General features: G+C 56.9%; 19 protein-coding genes. 12 read left to right on the top strand and 7 right to left on the bottom strand.

The genetic code is table 11. The annotated features are described in order from the left end of the window. Entirely contained in the window at positions 1–1,845 is a 1,845-nt protein-coding gene (locus H035_RS18770; RefSeq protein ID WP_022948451.1) for a GGDEF domain-containing response regulator, read from the bottom strand. Positions 1,846–2,037: 192 nt separating this feature from the next. Here H035_RS18770 and H035_RS18775 point away from each other — a divergent pair, with 192 nt between their 5' ends. The 4 genes from H035_RS18775 to H035_RS18785 all read left to right on the top strand — a co-directional run bounded on the left by H035_RS18775 (position 2,038) and on the right by H035_RS18785 (position 6,995). Continuing rightward, positions 2,038–2,859, top strand: coding sequence for an HDOD domain-containing protein (locus H035_RS18775; protein ID WP_235044557.1), 822 nt, complete (start codon positions 2,038–2,040; stop codon positions 2,857–2,859). Between the two features lie 91 nt (positions 2,860–2,950). Next, on the top strand, positions 2,951–3,622 hold the full coding sequence (locus H035_RS0107910) for a class I SAM-dependent methyltransferase (protein ID WP_022948453.1): 672 nt from the start codon (positions 2,951–2,953) through the stop codon (positions 3,620–3,622). A 51-nt stretch (positions 3,623–3,673) separates the two neighbouring features. Beyond that, complete coding sequence (locus tag H035_RS18780) at positions 3,674–6,514, top strand: cation-translocating P-type ATPase (RefSeq protein ID WP_235044558.1); 2,841 nt, start codon at positions 3,674–3,676, stop codon at positions 6,512–6,514. 10 nt (positions 6,515–6,524) lie between these two features. Then, positions 6,525–6,995: an NUDIX domain-containing protein gene (locus H035_RS18785; protein WP_022948455.1), complete on the top strand. Its 471-nt coding sequence runs from the start codon at positions 6,525–6,527 to the stop codon at positions 6,993–6,995. Here the strand turns inward: H035_RS18785 and smpB are convergent. After that, positions 6,992–7,474: an SsrA-binding protein SmpB gene (gene smpB / locus H035_RS0107925; protein ID WP_022948456.1), complete on the bottom strand. Its 483-nt coding sequence runs from the start codon at positions 7,472–7,474 to the stop codon at positions 6,992–6,994. The genes H035_RS18785 and smpB overlap by 4 nt on opposite strands. Before the next feature lie 125 nt (positions 7,475–7,599). Here smpB and H035_RS0107930 point away from each other — a divergent pair, with 125 nt between their 5' ends. Both H035_RS0107930 and H035_RS0107935 read left to right on the top strand, forming a co-directional pair. Further along, a complete protein-coding gene (locus H035_RS0107930) occupies positions 7,600–8,031 on the top strand; it encodes a type II toxin-antitoxin system RatA family toxin (RefSeq protein WP_022948457.1) in 432 nt (143 codons plus the stop codon). After that, complete coding sequence (locus tag H035_RS0107935; RefSeq protein ID WP_022948458.1) at positions 8,024–8,293, top strand: RnfH family protein; 270 nt, start codon at positions 8,024–8,026, stop codon at positions 8,291–8,293. The genes H035_RS0107930 and H035_RS0107935 overlap by 8 nt, the downstream gene beginning before the upstream one ends. Here the strand turns inward: H035_RS0107935 and H035_RS18790 are convergent. Beyond that, positions 8,286–8,711 (bottom strand): outer membrane protein assembly factor BamE, encoded by a 426-nt coding sequence (locus tag H035_RS18790; protein WP_022948459.1) that lies wholly within the window; start codon positions 8,709–8,711, stop codon positions 8,286–8,288. The two genes, H035_RS0107935 and H035_RS18790, sit on opposite strands and share 8 nt — an antisense overlap. Before the next feature lie 98 nt (positions 8,712–8,809). On the opposite strand from H035_RS18790, the gene fur reads away from it, so the two are divergent. Genes fur through lolD form a run of 3 tightly spaced genes read left to right on the top strand, consistent with a single transcriptional unit; the run spans position 8,810 to position 11,186 of the window. Continuing rightward, on the top strand, positions 8,810–9,229 hold the full coding sequence (fur, locus tag H035_RS0107945; RefSeq protein ID WP_022948460.1) for a ferric iron uptake transcriptional regulator: 420 nt from the start codon (positions 8,810–8,812) through the stop codon (positions 9,227–9,229). A 9-nt stretch (positions 9,230–9,238) separates the two neighbouring features. Further along, positions 9,239–10,486 carry a lipoprotein-releasing ABC transporter permease subunit gene (locus tag H035_RS0107950; protein ID WP_022948461.1) on the top strand — a complete coding sequence of 416 codons (1,248 nt, stop codon included), beginning with the start codon at positions 9,239–9,241 and terminating at the stop codon, positions 10,484–10,486. A 16-nt stretch (positions 10,487–10,502) separates the two neighbouring features. Next, the gene (lolD, locus tag H035_RS0107955; RefSeq protein ID WP_152486055.1) at positions 10,503–11,186 is read left to right on the top strand and encodes a lipoprotein-releasing ABC transporter ATP-binding protein LolD; all 684 of its coding nucleotides are present in this window, start codon (positions 10,503–10,505) and stop codon (positions 11,184–11,186) included. A 4-nt stretch (positions 11,187–11,190) separates the two neighbouring features. Here lolD and H035_RS0107960 read toward each other — a convergent pair whose 3' ends face one another. Further along, on the bottom strand, positions 11,191–11,715 hold the full coding sequence (locus H035_RS0107960) for a DUF2062 domain-containing protein (protein ID WP_022948463.1): 525 nt from the start codon (positions 11,713–11,715) through the stop codon (positions 11,191–11,193). A 176-nt stretch (positions 11,716–11,891) separates the two neighbouring features. Here H035_RS0107960 and H035_RS0107965 point away from each other — a divergent pair, with 176 nt between their 5' ends. Further along, positions 11,892–12,509, top strand: coding sequence for a MarC family protein (locus H035_RS0107965; protein WP_022948464.1), 618 nt, complete (start codon positions 11,892–11,894; stop codon positions 12,507–12,509). A gap of 15 nt (positions 12,510–12,524) precedes the next feature. Next, on the top strand, positions 12,525–14,810 hold the full coding sequence (locus H035_RS18795; RefSeq protein WP_022948465.1) for a DNA internalization-related competence protein ComEC/Rec2: 2,286 nt from the start codon (positions 12,525–12,527) through the stop codon (positions 14,808–14,810). On the opposite strand, the gene cysN is transcribed toward H035_RS18795, so the two are convergent. Then, positions 14,785–16,449: a sulfate adenylyltransferase subunit CysN gene (cysN, locus tag H035_RS0107975; RefSeq protein WP_022948466.1), complete on the bottom strand. Its 1,665-nt coding sequence runs from the start codon at positions 16,447–16,449 to the stop codon at positions 14,785–14,787. The genes H035_RS18795 and cysN overlap by 26 nt on opposite strands. Next, positions 16,449–17,351, bottom strand: a complete 903-nt coding sequence (cysD, locus tag H035_RS0107980) for a sulfate adenylyltransferase subunit CysD (RefSeq protein WP_026596394.1) — start codon at positions 17,349–17,351, stop codon at positions 16,449–16,451. The genes cysN and cysD overlap by 1 nt, the downstream gene beginning before the upstream one ends. A 157-nt stretch (positions 17,352–17,508) precedes the next feature. Between cysD and H035_RS0107985 the strand changes: the two genes are divergently transcribed. After that, positions 17,509–17,979, top strand: a complete 471-nt coding sequence (locus H035_RS0107985; RefSeq protein WP_022948468.1) for a ferritin family protein — start codon at positions 17,509–17,511, stop codon at positions 17,977–17,979. Positions 17,980–18,017: 38 nt separating this feature from the next. Here the strand turns inward: H035_RS0107985 and acs are convergent, their stop codons facing one another. Beyond that, positions 18,018–19,970, bottom strand: a complete 1,953-nt coding sequence (gene acs, locus H035_RS0107990; RefSeq protein ID WP_022948469.1) for an acetate--CoA ligase — start codon at positions 19,968–19,970, stop codon at positions 18,018–18,020. Positions 19,971–20,018: the final 48 nt, after the last annotated feature.

Raw genomic sequence — 20,018 nt, forward strand, 5'->3', positions numbered from 1 at the left:
TCAGTCGCCGAATAAAGGCATATCGTCGGTCCGGTTTGAATTGGGATAAAAGTCGGTCAGTTCAAGGGTCGCGAGTTGAAGCAGTTGCGCATGGGGTTTGCCTAATAGAAACCCCTGGGCGTAATCCACGTCTAGGCGGCCCAGCAATTCTAACACTTTTGGGGTCTCGATGTATTCGGCGATGACTTGTTTGCCGAGTTTATGGGCGATCTCGACGGTGGCCTTGACCAAAACCTGATCGGTTTCGTCGTCGACGAGATTTTGGATGAACTGGCCGTCGATCTTGATGTAGTCGGCGGGAAAATTCTTGATATATTCGAAAGAGCTGAAGCCGGTACCGAAATCGTCCAGCGCGAAACCGCATCCCAGCGACCGCAGTTTGGCCATCATGGTGCGCGTACGCTCGAAGTTGGCGATGGCGGCGGTTTCGGTTATTTCGAAAATCAAGCGCTTGGGAGAAACCCAGGTGGATTCCAGCTTTTCCTCCAGAAGCGGCAAGAGTCGGTTGTTCTGGAAGGCGTGGCCGGATAGGTTGATGGTGAAAGTCACATGGTTTTGATCGGCCGGCAATTGGGCGAGAAAGTCGATGGCGTGTTCGATGACCCACATGTCGATGTTGTGAATCAACCCCATGCGCTCGGCGACCGGAATGAATATATTGGGGCTGAAAATCTTGCCGTTTTCCCCTCGCATCCGGAGCAGCACTTCGTAATGACTGACGAGGCCATCCTGGAGCCGGATAATCGGTTGGAATACCAGTTGGAATCGTTCGTGTTTGAGTGCGTCGCGCAGAAGGGGCACCCACCGGACATCGTTGAAGTGGGTGGTGGCCACATCATTGGCATCGTACAGATTGACCAGATTGCGCCCCCGGTTTTTGGCGACGAAACAGGCCTGATGGGCCTGCGCGATCAATTCGTTGGGGTGGTTGAAAGGGATGGCGGAAGTCAGCAGGGTAATTCCGATGCTGATCGAAATGTGATAACAATCGTTGGAAGTTAGGAAACGGAACTCGTCCACCGCCTGGCGGATGGCTTCGGCGGTTTCCATCGCGCTTGTTCGATCGGCTCCGGGTAGATGAATGCAAAATTCGTCGGCGCCGATTCTAGATAAGCTGAGTTTGCCGTTCGCGGTATGCCGGATAAGATTGATGACCTCCACCAGTAGGCGGTCGCCGGCATCGTGCCCTTCGATATCGTTGATGATATTGAATCGGTCGATATCTACGTAGAGGAGGGCGCTTTCCTGCTGGTATGCCTGGCAGTGATGGATGGCCAGCTGCAGGGTCTGTTCCAGGCTGCGGCGGTTGCCGACGCCGGTAAGCTCGTCGTGAAGAATCAGATATTTGAGTCGGGCCTCGAGGATTTTATGCTCCGCCAATTCGGTCAACATCTGCTCCTGAAGCAGATGGGTTCGATTGCGTTCCTTCTTTAAAACCAGCGCCAATTGAACCAAGGGCATAAAGTCCTGGGCCCGGATTGGCTTTTCAATCAAGGTCACGCCGAAAGGCTTGAGGGACTCGAGCGTCTCGGAACGGCTGGTGTCTCCGGCGGAGCTGTTCCGCAGGATGATGATCGGTACCTTGATTTCACTGTGTTCGTCGGCTAAGGCTTGGCATAGTTCCAGGAGCTGGCAATCGGGCAGTTGATCGCTGAGAATGGTCAAGCCGATTTGGGAAAAATCCTTTTGCAGTTGTTGCAATAAACTGCGCAGTTTTTCGCCATCGGAAGCGGAGTGGATTTGTTTGAAATCGTGTTGAGAAAGAATGGTTTCTATTTGGTGCCGATGATGGCTATTGGGTTCGGCAACGATGATGGCGTTGTCGGAAAAATTGGAAGTATTCATAGGCGCCCAAGGGAAACCGATTTCATTTTATTGGTTTTTCATGGCTTATAGCCTATTTTTAGAAAACAAGCCATCAATCGGATGTTGCTGTGACAACATTACTCTTAATCGTAGCGTAATTACAACTTTATCATGATAGCCGGGTTGGGTGGGAATACCGCGTTCACTGTGGACACTTTGTTGAGGGGCGAAGTGCAATTAGCCTCTCCGCCGGAGATTTTTCTGCAAGTGAGCGAGGTTATAGAGGATCCCACCAAATCCAATCGAGATGTCGAGCGTATCATCCTTCATGATCCGGCTCTGGCGGCACGTTTGTTGCGATTAGCCAACAGTGCTTATTATGGTTTTCCCAGACAGATCGCCTCTCTGTCGCGGGCTATTTCCATTATCGGGCTGCAAGAACTGCGTGACTTGGTTTTATCCACGGTGATGGTCGAGCGGTTCAGTCGTCTGCCTAACCAATTGATGGATATGCGGGAGTTTTGGCGAGCCAGCGTGCGCTGCGCTTTATGGGCCAAATATCTCGGTCGGCGTCAACCTCAAGCAAAAACTTTGCGTTCGGTCTTCGTTTGCGGTTTATTGCATGAAATCGGACGCCTGGTCGTTTATGCCAAAATTCCCGAATTGGCGCGGGCCGCGATACTTCTGTCCGAGGCCGAGGGCATCGAGGAAATTCAAGCCGAACGCGCCACTTATGGCTTCGACCATTATCAAGTGGGGGCTGAATTAGCCCACCGTTGGCGGCTGCCGGAAGTGTTCGTCGCCACTTTGAAGGGGCATGGAACCCCCTCCGAGACAAGTGCTTTCCCCCGGGAAACCGCCTTGATGACTTTGGCCAGCCGGTTGAGTCTGGCGGAAATCGCGTCGCCCGAGCGGCTGGAGGAGACCTTGCCGGAGTTGTCTTCGTTGCTGGATTTTCTGGGCCTAAAAGCCCACCTGTTGCCCGAGGTGCTGGCGGAGGTGGAGTCCCAATTCGAGGAGATATTTCACTTATTGTTCGACGGTCGAGTATAGGGTTTGACTGAATCCCTTTGTCAGTCCGGCATAGGACAAGTATACTTCGCCGAGTCCATGCCGATAACTACAACGATAAATAACGAATGTTATGAACGCCAATACGCAAGCCGAAATTTCCGTTCCCCGCCATAATTTGATCAGCGTCTTGCGGGGGATGATTTACGACCATACTTTTGCCAAGCTCACCATCGATTGGTATCGTGCGGTTTTGGAGCGTTTGCCCGACCATGCCGAAGTGCTCGACGTGGGCATCGGAACCGGCGGTGCGGTGATCGCCAGTGCCGATTTGATCCTCCGCAAAGATCTCAAGATTTTGGGGTTGGACATCGATGCCGATTATCTGGAGCGTTGCAATAAAGCGTTGCTTCGAGCGGGCCTGAGCGAGCACGTCCAGGTTCAACTGGAGTCGATTTACGATCATCAGGGCGGCCCCTATGACGCGGTTTATTTCAGCGGCAGCTTCATGCTGCTCCCCGATCCGGTCGGTGCGCTCGCCCATGTACTCCAGCAGCTCAGACCCGATGGTAGGGTCTTTTTTACTCAGACGTTCCAGGAACGGCGTTCCCGCTTGGTTGAAAAAATCAAGCCGCTGTTGCATCGGATCACGACCATTCACTTCGGTCAGGTGACTTATTGGGAAGATTTTGAGAAGGTGCTCACTCAAGCGGGGGCAGAGGTAGTGGAGATGGTGGTCTTAAAGCAGTTGCGCAATGCCTCGTTCCGGTTGGTTGAAGCGGCCCCAAAACACCTCGATTCCTAGTCTAATGGAGTGGTGAAGCCGGTCTTTCTTTCCGGATTCGGCTTTCCCGGAGTGAAATTGCCGCACTACTTCGATGGGTGGCCTTATGGTTGGCTAGCCGCCGTTTTGTTGTTTCTGGGGGTGGTAGGGGGCGCCTTCGGGATCTATCTGCGCATTCGGTCTAGACAGAGGAAGGCCAGCGGGCCGGTTTCCGAACAAAGACGGGTTCCTTGGCATATTCTGCCGATCGAGGAATTGGTCTCCCGTCTAAACTTCGATCTTGAGCAAGGACTGGGCGAGAAGGAAGCGACGTCGCGTCTCACTCGCTACGGCCCCAACGCAATCGAAGAAGGAAAACGCCGTACGCTGGTGCGGATGCTCCTCGATCAATTCCTCGATTTCATGATCCTCGTGCTCATCGTGGCCGCCGGCATTTCTTTCTGGTTGGGGGAGCGTGAGGACGCCTTGGCGATTTCCGCCATTCTTTTCCTCAACGCGCTGATCGGTACGTTTCAGGAGTACCGGGCTGAAAAGGCAGTCGCGGCATTGCGACGATTGGCGAGACCTTCTTGTAAAGGCGTGCGGGGGGGCGAGGTGAAATCTTTGCGCGCTCGGGAACTCGTGCCGGGAGATGTGGTGGTGTTGGAGGCGGGGGATGTAGTGCCCGCGGATATCCGGCTGTTGGAAGGGGCGGGATTGCAGGTGGACGAAGCGCCCCTCACCGGAGAGTCGGTAGCGGTCGCCAAAGATCCCGCCGCTTCGGTGCCGGAAGATGCCCCTTTGGCCGAGCGGCGCAACCTGGTTTACCGGGGAACTTCGGTCACCATCGGTAGAGCGAAGGGCGTCGTGGTCACCACCGGGATGGCCACCGAAATGGGCCATATCGCTGCGCTCTTGGGTCGAACCCAGGCGGAAAGGACGCCCCTCCAGAAACGTTTGGCGCGCTTCAGCGGACGTTTGGCTGCCGGGGTGATAGGGATATGCGCGTTGATTTTCGCTTTGGGATGGTGGCGCGGCGAGCCTTTGTTGTTGATGTTTATGACTTCGGTGAGCTTGGCGGTGGCCGCGGTACCGGAAGCGTTGCCGGTGGTGGTGACCATCGCCTTGGCGCTGGGGGCCCGCGCCATGGTTCGCTGCCATGCCCTGATTCGGCGTTTACCGGCCGTGGAAACCCTGGGATCGGTGACCTATATCTGCACCGATAAGACTGGCACCTTGACCGAAAATCGGATGCGCGCCGATGCAATCTGGACCGGCGATTGGCATGAAAACTTTCCGGGAGAGGCGGCATTGTTCGGCCGGGCGGTGGCGCTCAACAATGACGTCAAGGAGGGTTGCAAGGAGGGGGAACCCACCGAGGTGGCCTTGTGTCGCCTGGCATTGGAAGCCGGGTTGGAGAGAGCTGAATTGGAATCGACCTTGCCCCGAATCGGGGAGTTGCCTTTCGATACCCGACGCAAACGGATGGCCACCGCTCACCAAACTTCCGACGGGGATTGCTTGATCTTCGTCAAGGGGGCGCCCGAATCCGTTCTCCCTCTTTGCCGTGGTCGGTGGGAAGACGACACAATAATATCACTGCAACCGGAGAGGATCGAACAGGCGATCGAGGCGAAGGCGACCGAGGGTTACCGTTTGCTCGCCTTCGCCTTTCGGCGAGTGGAGGAAGCGCCCCCACGAGACGAAGACTTGGAGAAGGAATTGGTGTTTTTGGGGCTGGTGGCCTTGCGCGATCCGCTGCGTCCCGAGGTGTCCGACGCCATCGACCAATGTCGTTCGGCGGGCATCAAGGTGGTCATGATCACCGGCGACCATCCCGCCACCGCCTTGGCCTATGCCCGTCAACTGGGTTTCACCGCCTCCGAGCAAAGTTTGATCGACGGGCCTGCTTTGACCGCCTTGGATGATGAAGGTTTCCGGAGCGGGGTCGGAAACTTGCGTGTCTATGCCCGCGTGGATCCGGCGCAAAAGCTCCGCATTGTCGAGGCCCTGCAAGCCCGGGGGGAATTCGTGGCGATGACCGGGGATGGGGTCAACGATGCACCGGCTTTGAAGAAAGCCGACATCGGGGTAGCAATGGGGCAAATCGGGACCGACGTGGCCCGCGAGGCGGCCGACATGGTGCTGTTGGATGACAATTTCGCCACGATCGTGGCGGCCGTGCATGAAGGCCGCCGGATTTTCGATAACATTCGCAAATTCATTAAATACACGCTCACCTCCAATTCAGGCGAAATCTGGACCTTGCTACTGGCGCCATTGGTGGGATTGCCTTTGCCCTTGCTGCCCTTGCAAATTCTCTGGGTCAATTTGGTTACCGACGGCCTGCCTGGATTGGCGCTTACTTTCGAGCCGCAAGAAAAAGGGGTGATGGCGCGTCCGCCCCGCCGGACCGACGAAAGTATTTTTGCCCATGGGTTGGGATATCACATGGTTTGGGTGGGGCTTCTGATCGGTTTGGTGTGTCTACTCGCTTTATATTGGGCCTATTTCGAGGACGTCGCCGCATGGCGGAGCCTCGTGTTCACTCTGTTGGTGTTTTGTCAATTGGCCCACGCGTTGGTGATCCGGTCGGAAAGAGAGTCCCTGTGGCGACAAGGCTTGTTTTCAAACCTTCCCCTTCTGGGGGCGGTTGCGATCGGTATTTTGTTACAGCTTGCGGTGGTTTATCTTCCTTTTCTGAATGATATTTTTAAGACGCGTCCCCTTCCGGCAGGGCTGTTGGGAATATGCTTTGTCTTGCCTCTCGTGATCGTGGCGGCGGTGGAAACGGAAAAATGGCTGGTGCGTCGGAACTTGATATATCAGCCGTCTGCGCCCCAAGAAAAGCGCAGCATTCGTCCACTTATCCTCGCCATATGCCGCTGGGGGGTGTTTTTGACCGCTTGTTTCTACAGTGCATCGGTGAAATGAGAAAAGCGATATGACCAAACCCATTACCCCCTTGCTGGCGGCGGATCTGATCATCGAATTATCCGATCGCCCAGAGTGGCCCATCGTGTTGATCGAGCGCAAGTATCCCCCTTACGGCTGGGCGATTCCGGGCGGCTTCGTGGATGTGGGAGAAACGGTGGAGTGCGCCGCGGTACGTGAGGCCCGGGAAGAAACCGGTCTGAACGTACGCTTGGCGGCATTGCTCGGCATCTATTCCGATCCCGGACGCGATCCTCGCGGCCACACGGTAACGGCGGTCTATGTAGGGGAAGCGGCAGGCGAGCCCCGGGCGGCCGATGATGCCAAGCATCTGGATATCTTTCGCCCCGACCAACCGCCGATTGCTTTGGCGTTCGATCATGCCCTGGTATTGGCCGATTATCGAAGGTTTCGGGAAACCGGACGTGCGGCGCCTATACGTTTGCAAGGCTGGAAGGAGGGGGAGGGCGGAAAAGGCTAGACCGCTGTTTTCAGGAGGCGTCGTTTCTCCCGCTGCCAATCCCGCTCCTTTTCGGTGGCGCGTTTGTCGTAGAGCTTCTTGCCTTTGGCCAGACCGATTTCCAGTTTGATCCGGTTTTTTTTCCAATAAAGCTTTAAGGGGACCAGGGTATATCCGCGCCGTTCCACCTGACCGATCAATCGGGCCAGTTCTTTCTTGTGCAGGAGGAGCTTGCGGGTGCGGGTCGGGTCCGGATGGATGTGGGTGGACGCCGAGGCCAAGGGCGAAATGTGGGCGCCGAACAACCAAGCCTCGGCATCCTTGATCAGGACGTAGCTTTCCTTCAGGTTGGCCCGTCCCGCGCGCAGGCTTTTGACTTCCCACCCTTCAAGTGCGAGACCCGCCTCGAAGGTTTCTTCGATGAAGAAATCGTGCCGGGCTTGCCGATTCAGGGCGATGGTGTTGCCGCCCATGTCCTTTTTGTTTTTCTTGCGTGCCATAATTTTGTTATTTTATCGTATTTTGCGTATTTAATGGGGATTTGCGGCGAATTAAGGGAATGCGCCTGCTTCGTGCTCGGGAGTGATGGGTAATGATAGGGCTACCTACACGCAATGGGAATTCTATGAGGAAAATACACAAAAGCGCTTTGGTCCGTCATTCGGCGGATCTATTGTTCGACTTGGTGGACGATATCGAGTCCTACTCCAAATTTTTACCCTGGTGTCGCGCCAGTCGGGTTTTGAAGCGGGAGGGGAATATGGTGGAAGCGGAATTGGAAATCGCCCGCGGACGCTTTCAACAGACCTTTGCCACCCGCAATTTCAACGATCCGGGACGGCAAATCCATATGACCTTGTTGCGCGGGCCGTTTACTCACCTGGAGGGCGTTTGGCGATTCCAGCCCTTGCGCGAGAATGCCAGCAAGATTACGCTCGATCTCGAGTTTGAAATGGCATCCCGCTTGGGGCGGTTGGCTTTCGGTCCGGTATTCAACCATATTTGCGAGACATTGGTGGATGCTTTCACCCAGCGAGCGAGATCGTTGTATGGTTGACACGGTGGAGGTGGTCTATGCCTTGCCCGAAACGCAGCGCTTGATTCAGATTCCCTATGCGACCGGAATGACCGTAGCCGAAGCGCTGGAAGAAAGCGGTATTCTCAAGGTGTTCCCCGAGATCGATCCGACTGCGGCGAAGGTCGGGGTTTTCGGACGCCCTTGCCGTTTGGATCGCAAATTGAAGGCGGGGGATCGAGTCGAAATTTACCGGCCGTTAACCATGGATCCCAAGGAAGCGCGTCGCTACCGGATCAACTGAACAGGTTTTTCACCAAATCGCCGAGCAGTTCGAAAATGCCCTTTTCGATTTTGCGTGGAGGAACCTCCACCGTGGTGACCTCGGACGCTTCCAGTCCCGCCTTGGGGTGGGGGCGAAAATCGCCGTGTAGCCCCTTGAGCGTCTGATCGGCGTCGAACAATAGGGTCAGATATTGCATTTGGCGGCTGCCGCCGCCTTCTTGGAGACTATAGACGTAATCCCAGCGTCGGGGATGAAATGGATCCCGGAGCAACGGGGTTCCCAGAACATAGCGTACCTGGTCCGGAGTCATCCCCGGTCGCAATTGGTTGACCTGCTTCTGGGTGATGACGTTGCCTTGTTGCACGTCGATTTTATAGGCACAGCCGGTTAAAACCAGACTTGCAAAGGAGGTAATAAGAATGAGATGCTTTCCCATTGAATTGTGTTCATTGCCCCGCGAGGGTCAAATGATACTTGATCGTCATCGGGTTTGCATGGTGGTTTTCGGCCGCGAAAATCGTTAGGGGAGCTAGCGTGGAATCACAAGATCTTAGAAACGTCGGTCTCAAGGTAACGCTGCCGCGAATGCGGATACTGGAAATCCTGGAACGGCAGCAAGAGTCCCAGCATCATTTGAGTGCGGAAGATGTCTATAAAATCCTCCTGGATGAGGGAGAAAAAATTGGCTTGGCCACGGTATACCGGGTCCTGACCCAATTCGAGGCGGCGGGACTGGTCCGCCGGCATTATTTCGAAGGCGGCAACTCCGTATTTGAACTCAACCGCGGTTGCCATCACGACCATATCGTCTGCCTCAAGTGCGGTCGGGTGGACGAGTTTGCGGACGAGAAAATCGAGCAGCGTCAGAAAAAAATCGCCACGGAATTGGGTTATCAGCTCCAGGATCACAGCCTGATTCTCTACGGCCTTTGTCCCGCCTGCCAAAAAAAATAATTCCAATCCATGTTCAAACCGTTGACCCTTTTCCTCGCCCTGCGTTATACGCGGGCGAAGAAACGAACCCATTTTATCTCTTTTATTACCCTGACTTCGGTACTGGGCATCACCCTGGGGGTCACCGCCCTGATTACGGTTTTGTCGGTGATGAACGGATTTGAATCCGAACTGCGTCGGCGTATTTTGGGAATGACCGCCCACGTGACGGTCACGGGGTTCGATGGTCAACTCCGGAACTGGCAAGGCTTGGCCAAGCGATTGCAAGGCCTGGAGGATCTCACCGGAACCGCACCGTTCGTCGAGGGCCAGGTGATGGTCACCTTTCAGCGCCGGGTTTCGGGCACCCTGTTGCGAGGCGTGTTTCCGGGGCGCGAGCACCAGGTATCGGCGGTGGTGGAGCATATCGCTGAGGGGAATTTGCAAGCGCTGCAGCCGGGGGAATACGGAATCATCCTGGGAGCCGAACTCGGCCGTTATCTGGGCGTTTCCCGAGGCGACAAAGTCACGGTGATCACCCCCCGAATGACCACAACCCCGGCCGGTATTTTGCCTCGGCTGAAACGCTTTACCGTAATGGGATTCTTTGAAGTGGGGATGTACGAGTACGATCGCAACATGGTTTTAGTGCATCTGGCCGATGCGGCCAAGTTGTTGCGCTTGGAGGACGCGGTCAGCGGTTTGCGATTGAAACTGGACGACGTGTTCGCCGCACCAAAGGTCGCCGAAGCCCTGACCCGTCGGTTGGACCGCAACTATTTCGTGACCGATTGGACCCGGCTTCACAGCAATTTTTTCAAGGCCATTCGGATGGAGAAAACCGTCATGTTCATCATCTTGCTCCTGATCGTGGCGGTGGCGGCATTCAATATCGTTTCCACCCTGGTGATGGTGGTGACCGACAAACGTGCCGATATCGCCATTTTGCGCACCCAAGGCATGACCCCGGGAGCGGTGATGGGGGTGTTCATCCTGCTGGGCTCGATTATCGGATTGGTGGGGACCCTGGCTGGGGTGGTCGGCGGGGTGGCCCTGGCGCTGAATGTGGAGACGCTGGTGCCGGCCATAGAGCGTCTTTTCGGCGTGCATTTTCTGGCCGCGGACGTGTACTACATCAGCGAACTGCCCTCGGAGCTTCATTGGGAGGATGTTTGGCGGATCAGCGGGATGGCTTTTCTGCTGACCTTGATGGCGACCTTGTATCCGGCCTGGCATGCGGCCAAGGTGAAACCGGCCGAGGAATTGCGCTATGAGTGAATCGAAAACTTCCGCCCTGAAAGTGCCGGTTTTATCTTGCCAAGGACTGGTCAAGCAGTATCGGCAGGGGCCATTGGAAGTGGCGGTGCTCAACGGGGTCGATTTGCAAGTGGAGCCGGGTCAGCGGATCGCCATCATGGGCGCTTCCGGTTCCGGCAAAAGTACCCTGCTTCATCTGCTGGGTGGATTGGAGCGTCCGAGTGCCGGGACGGTGCGATGGGAAAATATCGATATTGCCCGCTTGGGGGAACGCGCGTTGAGCCGCAGGCGCAATCAAACCCTGGGATTCGTTTATCAATTTCATCACCTGTTGCCCGAGTTCACGGTGCTGGAGAATGTCGCCATGCCGCTTTTGATCGGCGGAGCGGCGATCAACGAAGGGCGGGATCGAGCGGTGGAAATTCTCGCCCGGGTGGGATTGGATAAACGAATGTATCACAAACCGGGCGAATTATCCGGGGGCGAACGGCAGCGCGCGGCAGTGGCCCGGGCCTTGGTAACCCGTCCCCGCTGTGTCCTGGCGGACGAACCCACGGGCAATCTGGACAGCAAAACGGCGGATAGGGTCTACCGTTTGATGCTGGAATTGAATCGAGAGTACGGAGTCGCCTTTCTGGTGGTCACCCACGACCGGGATTTGGCCGATCGCATGGATCTAATCCTCCGTCTGGAGGAAGGCCGCCTATGCCCCGCCGACTAAACACCTAGCTCCGTTGCTGACGCTTGCGCCACCGTTGAATCATCATCCATCGCCATAGGAGCCGCACCCCCACATAACCGACCGCGGACAGAATGGTCCCGAAAATCAGGCTTCCCAGCAGCAGGGGCCACCAGATGTCTCCCAGGTTATGCAGCGCTTTTCCCAGCGTGAAGATTTCCGGATCGATATTTTGTTCTACCTGTCTTGGAGCGCCCATAATCCAGGCGCCCATCTTGTAGGCGGCGTAAAACATGGGGGGCATCGTCAGGGGGTTGGTGATCCACACCAATACCACCGACAAGGGTAGGTTGGCTCCAATCAAGAAGGCGAGAAACGCCGCCACGATCATTTGCCCGGGAATCGGCAGATACATGCAAAAAAATCCCACGGCGACGGCAAGTGCCGCCGAACGGCGATTCAGATGCCATAAATTGGGGTTATGCAAATGCTCACCGAGGAACTGCAAATGTTTATGTTCCTTGATGACGTGATGTTCCGGCATGAGGCGTTGAAAGAATTTTTTCGGCATAGGGATTTTTTTCGATCAAACGTACGGATATTCTACCTAAGTGTGATTGTTAATCGTGGCGGTGAATACGCATAATTTTATCCTGAAACGCTTACAAACATATGTTCGATTTTGACGGGGGTAGGTTCCCCGTAAAAGCGGGTTTGTTACCCCATATCAGCGGATAGGAGACGGGAATGTTGTTTTTTCTGAAGGCGTTTTTTAGTTTTTTGATCATCGTCAATCCCTTGGACGTATTGGCCAATTTCGTCGCGTTGACCGTGGATCGTCCGCTTGCGGAGCGCCATGCCATCGCCCGGACCGCAACTTTGACCATGACGGTTATCTTGTTGGCGGCGATATGGCTGGGCGAATTGGTCTTGGGTTTGTTCGATGTGGGTTTGCCGGCTTTTCGGGTCGGGGGCGGGATTATGATCTTGATGACCGCGATTGCCATGATTTACTCGCGGCGCAACGTCATGCCACTTGCCGATTCCAAGGAGGAGAGCGGTTCGGAAAGCGTCGCCTTTGTCCCCTTGGCGATTCCCATTATGGCGGGTCCGGGCGCCATCAGCTTGGGTGTGATTTATGCCGACCAAGCGGGAGATTTCGGGGGGCGAATGATTTTGACCGTGGCGGTGGCGACATTGGCGGGCTTGATCTGGTGGGTGCTCCGGAAAGGAGAGTCCATCGGGGATTATCTCGGGGCGAACGGAGGCAAAATCTTGATGAAAATCGTCGGCTTATTGCTGGCGGCCATCGGCATACAAATCATCGCCGACGGTTTGATGGGCTTGTTTCCGGGGCTGATCTAAGTCGCCTCAGCGGTGATGCATTGGGCCGGTCCCGGCTTTTTGTTGGGCGAGGCGGGAATATTCCTGCTCTCCGAGCCGCTCGGCTGGGAATGGTTGGCGGCGTTGGGGATCACGCTAGGGATGGTCTTGGTTTGGCGCCGGAATTGGCCGGTGCTATGGATCCTGGCGGGTTTCGTTTGGGTTTCAACCTATGTGCAGTGGCATTGGCACCCTTTAGAACCGGGGCTGGAAGGGCGGGATTCAATCGTTACCGGACGCATCGAAGGCCTGCCGGTCAAGCGGCCATGGGGCTGGCGTTTCAACTTCAAAGTGGACGATCGAGCCGCGGAAAGGGGGTTTCCTGAACTTCTCCGTTTGAGTTGGTATGGAAGGCCCCGGCTCGAGGCCGGTCAAAGCTGGCAACTTCAAGTCCGATTAAAGCGTCCGCACGGTTTTGCCAATCCGGGCGGCTTCGATTACGAACGTTGGTTGTTCACCCATCATATCGGCGCCACCGGTTATGTTCGAAGTCGCGGGCCGAACCGGTTGTTGACCGAAAGCGGTGGATTGGCCGGTCTGCGCCAACATTTGGCCGATTATATCGACGACACCCTCGGCGGGTCGCCGTATCGTGGGGTTGTGAAAGCATTGGCGGTGGGCGTTCGGGAAGGAATCGACGAGGAGCAATGGGCGGTTTTGCGCCGCACCGGCACCGCCCATCTGGTGGCGATTTCCGGTTTGCATGTGGGTTTGGTGGCCGGCCTCCTGTTTTGGTTGGGGCGTAGCTTCTGGCTCCGCTTAGGACATTGGCGGCTGGGGAGCGATCAAGCGGGGGTATTGCTGGCATTGCCCGGCGCAGTCGGTTATGCGGCACTGGCCGGGTTTTCGGTGCCGACTCAACGGGCCTTGATTATGCTGGGGGTCGGGTTTGGCGCGGTGCTTTGGCGTCGGCGTTCAGGTCCTTGGCAACCCTTGGGACTGGCGTTGCTGACGGTATGTCTGATCGATCCTTTGGCCCCGTTGACCCCGGGGTTCTGGCTGTCTTTCGGGGCGGTGGGATGGATTCTGTTTGCGCTGTCGGGACGCCTGCGGCGACCGCGCCGGCCGCTGCTGCGGGTGCAAGGATATTTGTTGGTAGGTTTGGCGCCTTTCCTGGTTTTTTTCTTCAAGCAGGTGGGCTGGGCCGCGCCATTGGCGAATCTGTTCGCGGTTCCGATAATGACGTTCGGCGTGGTTCCGTGGGTGTTGTTGGGTGGTATCGGAGGTATGTGGCTGCCGGATGTGGGTTCCATCTTGTTGGCGCTGGGAGCCCGGGTATTGGATTGGCTTTGGTGGGGGCTCGCTTGGCTGGCCGAATTGCCCGGCGTGGTTTGGTCCACGGTTGCGCCTCCTCTTTGGAGTCTGCCGCTGGTCTTGCTGGGGCTGGGATGGCTCTTGGCCCCCCGGGGACTGCCGGGGCGCTGGCTGGGCGGGGTTTTCCTGCTCCCCCTGGTATGGGTGTCGGCGCCTCGTCCTGACACCGGCGAACTTTGGTTGACCGTTCTAGAGGTGGGTCAAGGGTTGTCGGTGGTGGTGGAAACGGCCGATCACGCCTTGGTATTCGATACCGGTCCCCGTTTCAGCGAACGCTTCGATGCCGGCGCCGACATTATCGCTCCCTTCCTTCAGCAGCGTGGTCGGCGCCATTTGGATAAGATCATCGTTAGCCACGGCGATAGCGATCACAGCGGCGGACTGGCGGGATTGCTCCGCCATTATCCCGCCCGTGCCTTGACCAGCGCGGAGGAGTTGTTTTCCCTCCCGAATGTGGCGCCATGCCGATCCGGCCAGGAGTGGCTTTGGAATGGCGTACGATTCACCATGCTGTGGCCGGAGCACTCAGGCAGTGCGGAAAGTGAAAATGATCGTTCCTGTGTGCTGAAAATCGAAGCCGGGGGAGGGAGTGTTCTGCTCCCCGGCGACATAGAGCAGGCCGGAGAAACGGCGTTGGTGAACCGGTACGGTTCCGCCCTTGAGTCACCGCTCATGATCGCTCCTCACCATGGCAGCACCACTTCGTCTTCTTGGCCGTTTTTGAGGAAGGTTCAGCCGGATTATGTGTTTATTTCGAGCGGTTATCGCAATCGCTTCGATTTCCCGCGGCCGGAAATCGTGGACCGTTACCGGAAGATCCATGCCCACGTATTCAACACCGCAACCGACGGCGCGCTTCAAGTTCGAGTCGGCGCGAATGGAGTTGATGTGAGGGGATGGCGGCAAATCCACCGTCCCCTATGGGCTTGGAAACCCGTGCCGGCTAGCGCAGGATCCGTTCCGCCTTGAGAAGATTCAAGGCTTGTTCCAAGTCGAGATTGTCCGCATCCAAGGTCAGCCCTTCGGCTGTTGCCGGAGCGGTGTCGGTTTGGGGCCAGAGCACGATCAGGCCGGCGTGGGTGAGGGCTTGAGCGACGTTTTCGCTGACTTCCGGTAGGCTGCGCCCATCCAGGACGGTCGCGGCATGCCCGGTATCGAACAGACGGCGCTCCAATTGATAGGCCAAATCCGGCGCGCCGATGCCGGTTAAGGCGATCACCGAGGGCGCTTGGCCGAAACGGGTGGCGCGCTCTTCCGGGGTCACCGGGCGGCGAGCGCCTTCGGTTTCGGCGATCGAAGTGATCATGCCGGCGCCGACGGTGATATTGGTCAGCCGGTCGATCAGAATGAACGCGCCGGTGCCCTTGCATTTTTTATAAGGATCGAACGCCAGCGGCGCATTGAAAGCCATCTCGCACAGGCCGATCTCGTTCATTTGGAGCGCTTCGGCGCTGCCTTTGTCCAAGGTGTTGATGTCGATCTGATGCAGAATTCGCGACACCGATCCAGTGACGGTGCGGGTGGCTTGCTTGATCAGGTATTGGCGCCCCGGAATCAGGGGTTTGTCGGTCATCCAAACGATGTGCGCCTGGCAACGGTCGGCCACATGGGGCAGAGCGTCGGTGCGCGCGATCATATCGCCGCGGCTCACGTCGATTTCGTCTTCCAAGGTCAAGGTGACCGCCATCGGCGGAAAAGCTTTGTCTACATCGCCGTCGAAAGTCACGATTTGTCGAACGCGGCTTTTTTGTCCGGAAGGCAGTACGACGATTTCATCGCCGGGATGCAGCACGCCTGCGGCAAGGGTGCCGCTGAAACCGCGGAAGTCCAGATTGGGGCGATTGACGTATTGCACCGGAAAGCGCGCATCCTGGAAGTTCTGGTCCTTGGCGATTTCCACCGTCTCGAGGATTTCCAGCATGGAGGGACCGCTGTACCAAGGCATGTTGGGGCTGGGGCCCGCCACGTTGTCGCCTTTGAGCGCGGAGAGGGGGATGAAGCGGATATCGGGTAGATTCAGCTTGTCGCTGAAGGTGAGATAATCCCGGCGAATCGCGTCGAATACATCCTGGCGGTATTCCATCAGATCCATCTTGTTGACCGCCACCACGATGTGTTTGATTCCCAGCAAGGAGGCGATGAAGCTGTGCCGCCGGGTTTGAGTGAGCACTCCTTTGCGCGCGTCGACCAAAATCACCGCCAGATCGCAAGTGGAGGCGCCGGTGGCCATATTGCGGGTGTATTGTTCGTGGCCGGGGGTGTCGGCGATGATGAATTTGCGTTTCTCGGTGGAGAAATAGCGATAGGCCACGTCGATGGTGATGCCTTGTTCGCGCTCGGCCTGAAGGCCGTCCACCAGCAGGGCCAGATCCAATTCGTCCCCGGTGGTGCCGATGCGGTCGCTGTCCTTCTTGAGGGCCTGGAGGTGGTCCTCATAGATCATCTGCGTGTCGTGGAGCAGGCGTCCGATCAAGGTGCTCTTGCCGTCGTCCACGCTGCCGCAGGTGAGGAAACGCAAGAGCTCCTTGTGTTCGTGTTGGTGCAGATAAGCCTCGATATCCGTCTGGATCAGGGATTCCACGGGATTGCTCATCGTGTCGTTCGCCATTAGAAATACCCTTCGCGTTTTTTGTCTTCCATGGAACCGGCCTGATCGTGATCGATCAGACGCCCTTGACGTTCCGAGGTACGGGCCAAAAGCATCTCTTGGATGATTTCGGGCAGGGTGGTCGCCTCGGATTCGATCGCGCCGGTCAGCGGATAGCAGCCCAGGGTTCGGAAGCGCACTCGCTTCATCTGGGGACGCTCGTCGGCATGGAGGCGCATGCGTTCGTCATCCACCAGGATCCAGGTGCCATCCCGCCAGACCACCGGTCTTTCCTTGGCGAGATAGAGCGGGACGATGGGAATGTTTTCCAAATAAATATAGAGCCAGACGTCCAGTTCGGTCCAGTTGGATAGAGGGAAGACGCGGATGCTTTCGCCCTTGTTGATCTTGCCGTTGTAAATGTTCCAGAGTTCCGGGCGTTGATTCTTGGGGTCCCAGCGGTGATTCCGGTCGCGGAAGGAGTAGATTCTTTCCTTGGCGCGGGATTTTTCCTCGTCCCGGCGGGCGCCGCCGAAGGCGGCGTCGAAACCGTATTTGGTCAGGGCTTGCTTGAGCCCTTCGGTTTTCCAAATGTCGGTGTGTTTTTGGCTGCCGTGATCGAAAGGGTTGATGCCCAAGGCTTCGGCTTCCGGGTTTTTGTGAACGAGCAGCTCGAATTCCTCGGCGATCCGGTCGCGCAGCTGGTACATTTCCTGGAATTTCCAGGTGGTGTCCACATGCATCAAGGGAAACGGTGGTTTGCCCGGATGGAAGGCTTTTTGGGCCAGGTGCAACATCACCGAGGAATCCTTGCCGATGGAGTAGAGCATCACCGGATTATCGAATTCGGCCGCCACTTCGCGGATGATATGGATGCTCTCGGCTTCCAGTTCCTTCAAATGGGTTAGTTTGTACTCGGTCATGAATCGTCCGAATTTTGCGCCGGGAAGACAGTCAATAAGATTGATTATCTTAACATAAAACTTCCGATCCTCGGCCAAGCCGGCATTCTTAGACCGGTCTTAAGGGGAGGGGTATACTCCTTATCCAAGTCAATCATCTTTGATGTAAGGAGGAGTCATGAAAAAGCAAGTCTATCAACTCAAACAAGTCAGGGACGTATTGGCGTTCGGCAGTCATCTCCATGCCGAAATGAAGCGGATGGCGGAGAAAATGGAAAGCGAGGAGCACAACGCCCGCCTGAAATTGTTGCTGGAATATCTGCAACGTCACGAGGGGGAAATGGCCGCCAGTTTGAACCGGTTCGAGGAAAACACCCAGCCGCACATTCTGGATCTGTGGTTGCCCTATCCGCCGGACTCCCGGATCGAAACGAAGCTTCAGTCCCTGAAGATACATCCCGATATGTCCTTGGAAGAGATCGTCAAGGTGGTGATGGAGTTCGAGGATGCCTTGATCGAGCTTTACCGGGAATCCTTGAACGAAATCGACGATCCTCCCGTGCAGGAGATTCTTAACAATCTACTCCAATTGGAGGATGCGGAAAAACATCGCTTCGCGATGAACGTGGCGAGGTTTCAGGAGATGTGAGCTTGCGGGCGGCGTTTTTCGCCGCCCCTCATCCGCTCCTATGTGGGGTTGCTTTTTTTGAAGGCGCGATTTTCGAGCAAGTGATCGATGACGGAAGGATCGGCCAGGGTCGAAGTGTCGCCCAGTTGGTCGATCTGCTGCGAGGCGATTTTGCGAAGAATCCGGCGCATGATTTTGCCGGAGCGGGTCTTGGGAAGATCCGGTGCGAACTGGATCGCGTCCGGTTTGGCGATGGGGCCGATTTCCCGGTTGACCAGATCCACCAGGGACTGGGCGAGTTCGGGACCCGTCTCGACGCCTCGTTTTGGAATCACGTAGGCATAGATGCCTTGTCCTTTGATGTCGTGGGGGTATCCCACCACGGCGGCCTCCGCCACATCCGGGTGGGCGACCAAGGCGCTTTCGATCTCGGCCGTTCCCAAGCGGTGGCCGGAGACGTTGAGGACGTCGTCCACCCGGCCGGTGATCCAATAGTAACCGTCCTCGTCGCGGCGCGCCCCGTCACCGGTGAAGTAATGGCCGGGAAACGGCTTGAAGTAGGTCTCCACGAATCGCTCGTGATTTTTGTACAAGGTGCGCGCCTGGCCGGGCCAGGAACGCTTCAAGGCGAGTATCCCTTCGGCGGAGCCTTGAAGTTCGTTGTTCTTGTCGTCGAGGATAACCGGCTCGATTCCGAAGAAAGGCAGGGTGGCGGAGCCGGGTTTAAGCGGAGTGGCTCCGGGCAAGGGAGTGATCAGAATGCCGCCGGTTTCGGTCTGCCACCAGGTATCGACCACGGGGCAGCGGCTTTCTCCCACGACCCGGTGGTACCATTCCCAGGCTTCCGGGTTGATCGGTTCGCCGACACTCCCCAGCAGGCGCAAGGAGCGGCGCGAGGTGCGCCCGACGTATTCGTCCCCCACCCGCATCAGTGCGCGGATGGCGGTGGGGGCGGTATAGAAAATGTTGACCCGGTGCTTGTCCACCACCTGCCAGAACCGATCCGGCTCGGGCCACATGGGAACTCCTTCGAACATGACCGTGACCGCGCCGTTGCATAAGGGGCCGTAGACGAGATAGGTGTGGCCGGTGATCCAGCCCACGTCGGCGGTGCACCAATACACCTCGCCTTCGTGATAGTCGAATACGTAATGATGGGTCATGGTCGCGTACACCAAATACCCTCCGGTGGTGTGGAGTACGCCCTTGGGTTTGCCGGTGGATCCCGAGGTGTACAGGATAAACAAGGGGTCCTCGGCGTCCATGATTTCGGGTTCGCATTGGGGGGCGGCCGATGCCATGGCTTCGTGATACCAGATATCCCGGCCTTCCTGCCAAGAGACATCGGTGCCGCTGCGCCGCACGACGATGACGTGGGTTACCCCGGGGCATTGGGAAAGGGCTTGGTCGGCATTGGCTTTCAGGGAAACGTGTTTGCCGCCGCGCAAACCCGCGTCGGCGGTGATCAAGGTATGGGCCTCGGCATCTCGAATCCGGTCGCGCAGGGCGTCCGCGGAAAACCCGCCGAAGACTACCGAGTGAATCGCGCCGATCCGGGCGCAGGCGAGCATGGCGACGGCGGCTTCCGGAATCATGGGAAGGTAGATGCAAACCCGGTCGCCCTTGGCGACGCCGTGTTGTTTGAGAACGTTGGCGAACTTGCAAACTTCCTCGTGCAGTTCGCGGTAGCTAAGGGAACGGCTGTGGGCGGGATCGTCGCTTTCCCAGATGATCGCGGTCTCATCGCCCCGACTTTCCAAGTGACGATCCAAGCAGTTGAAGCAGGCATTCAATCGGCCGCCTTCGAACCAGCGGATGTGGACTCGGTTGAAATCCCAGTCGGAGACGGTTTTCCAAGGCTGATCCCAGCTCACGAAACGCTCGGCTTGTTCGGCCCAAAAGCCGTCGGGGTCGCTCAAGGAACGGGCATAAAGCCGGCGGTATCGGTCGGCACTCATGTGGGCACGGGTTTCGATTTCGGGCGGGACCGGATAAATCTTGGCTTGGCTCATGCGGACTCCTCATCGGTTTTTTAAAGCCATCCTAATTAATTAGGATGG

The sequence above is a fragment of the Methylohalobius crimeensis 10Ki genome, from assembly GCF_000421465.1.
Classification (GTDB): Bacteria; Pseudomonadota; Gammaproteobacteria; order Methylococcales; family Methylothermaceae; genus Methylohalobius; species Methylohalobius crimeensis.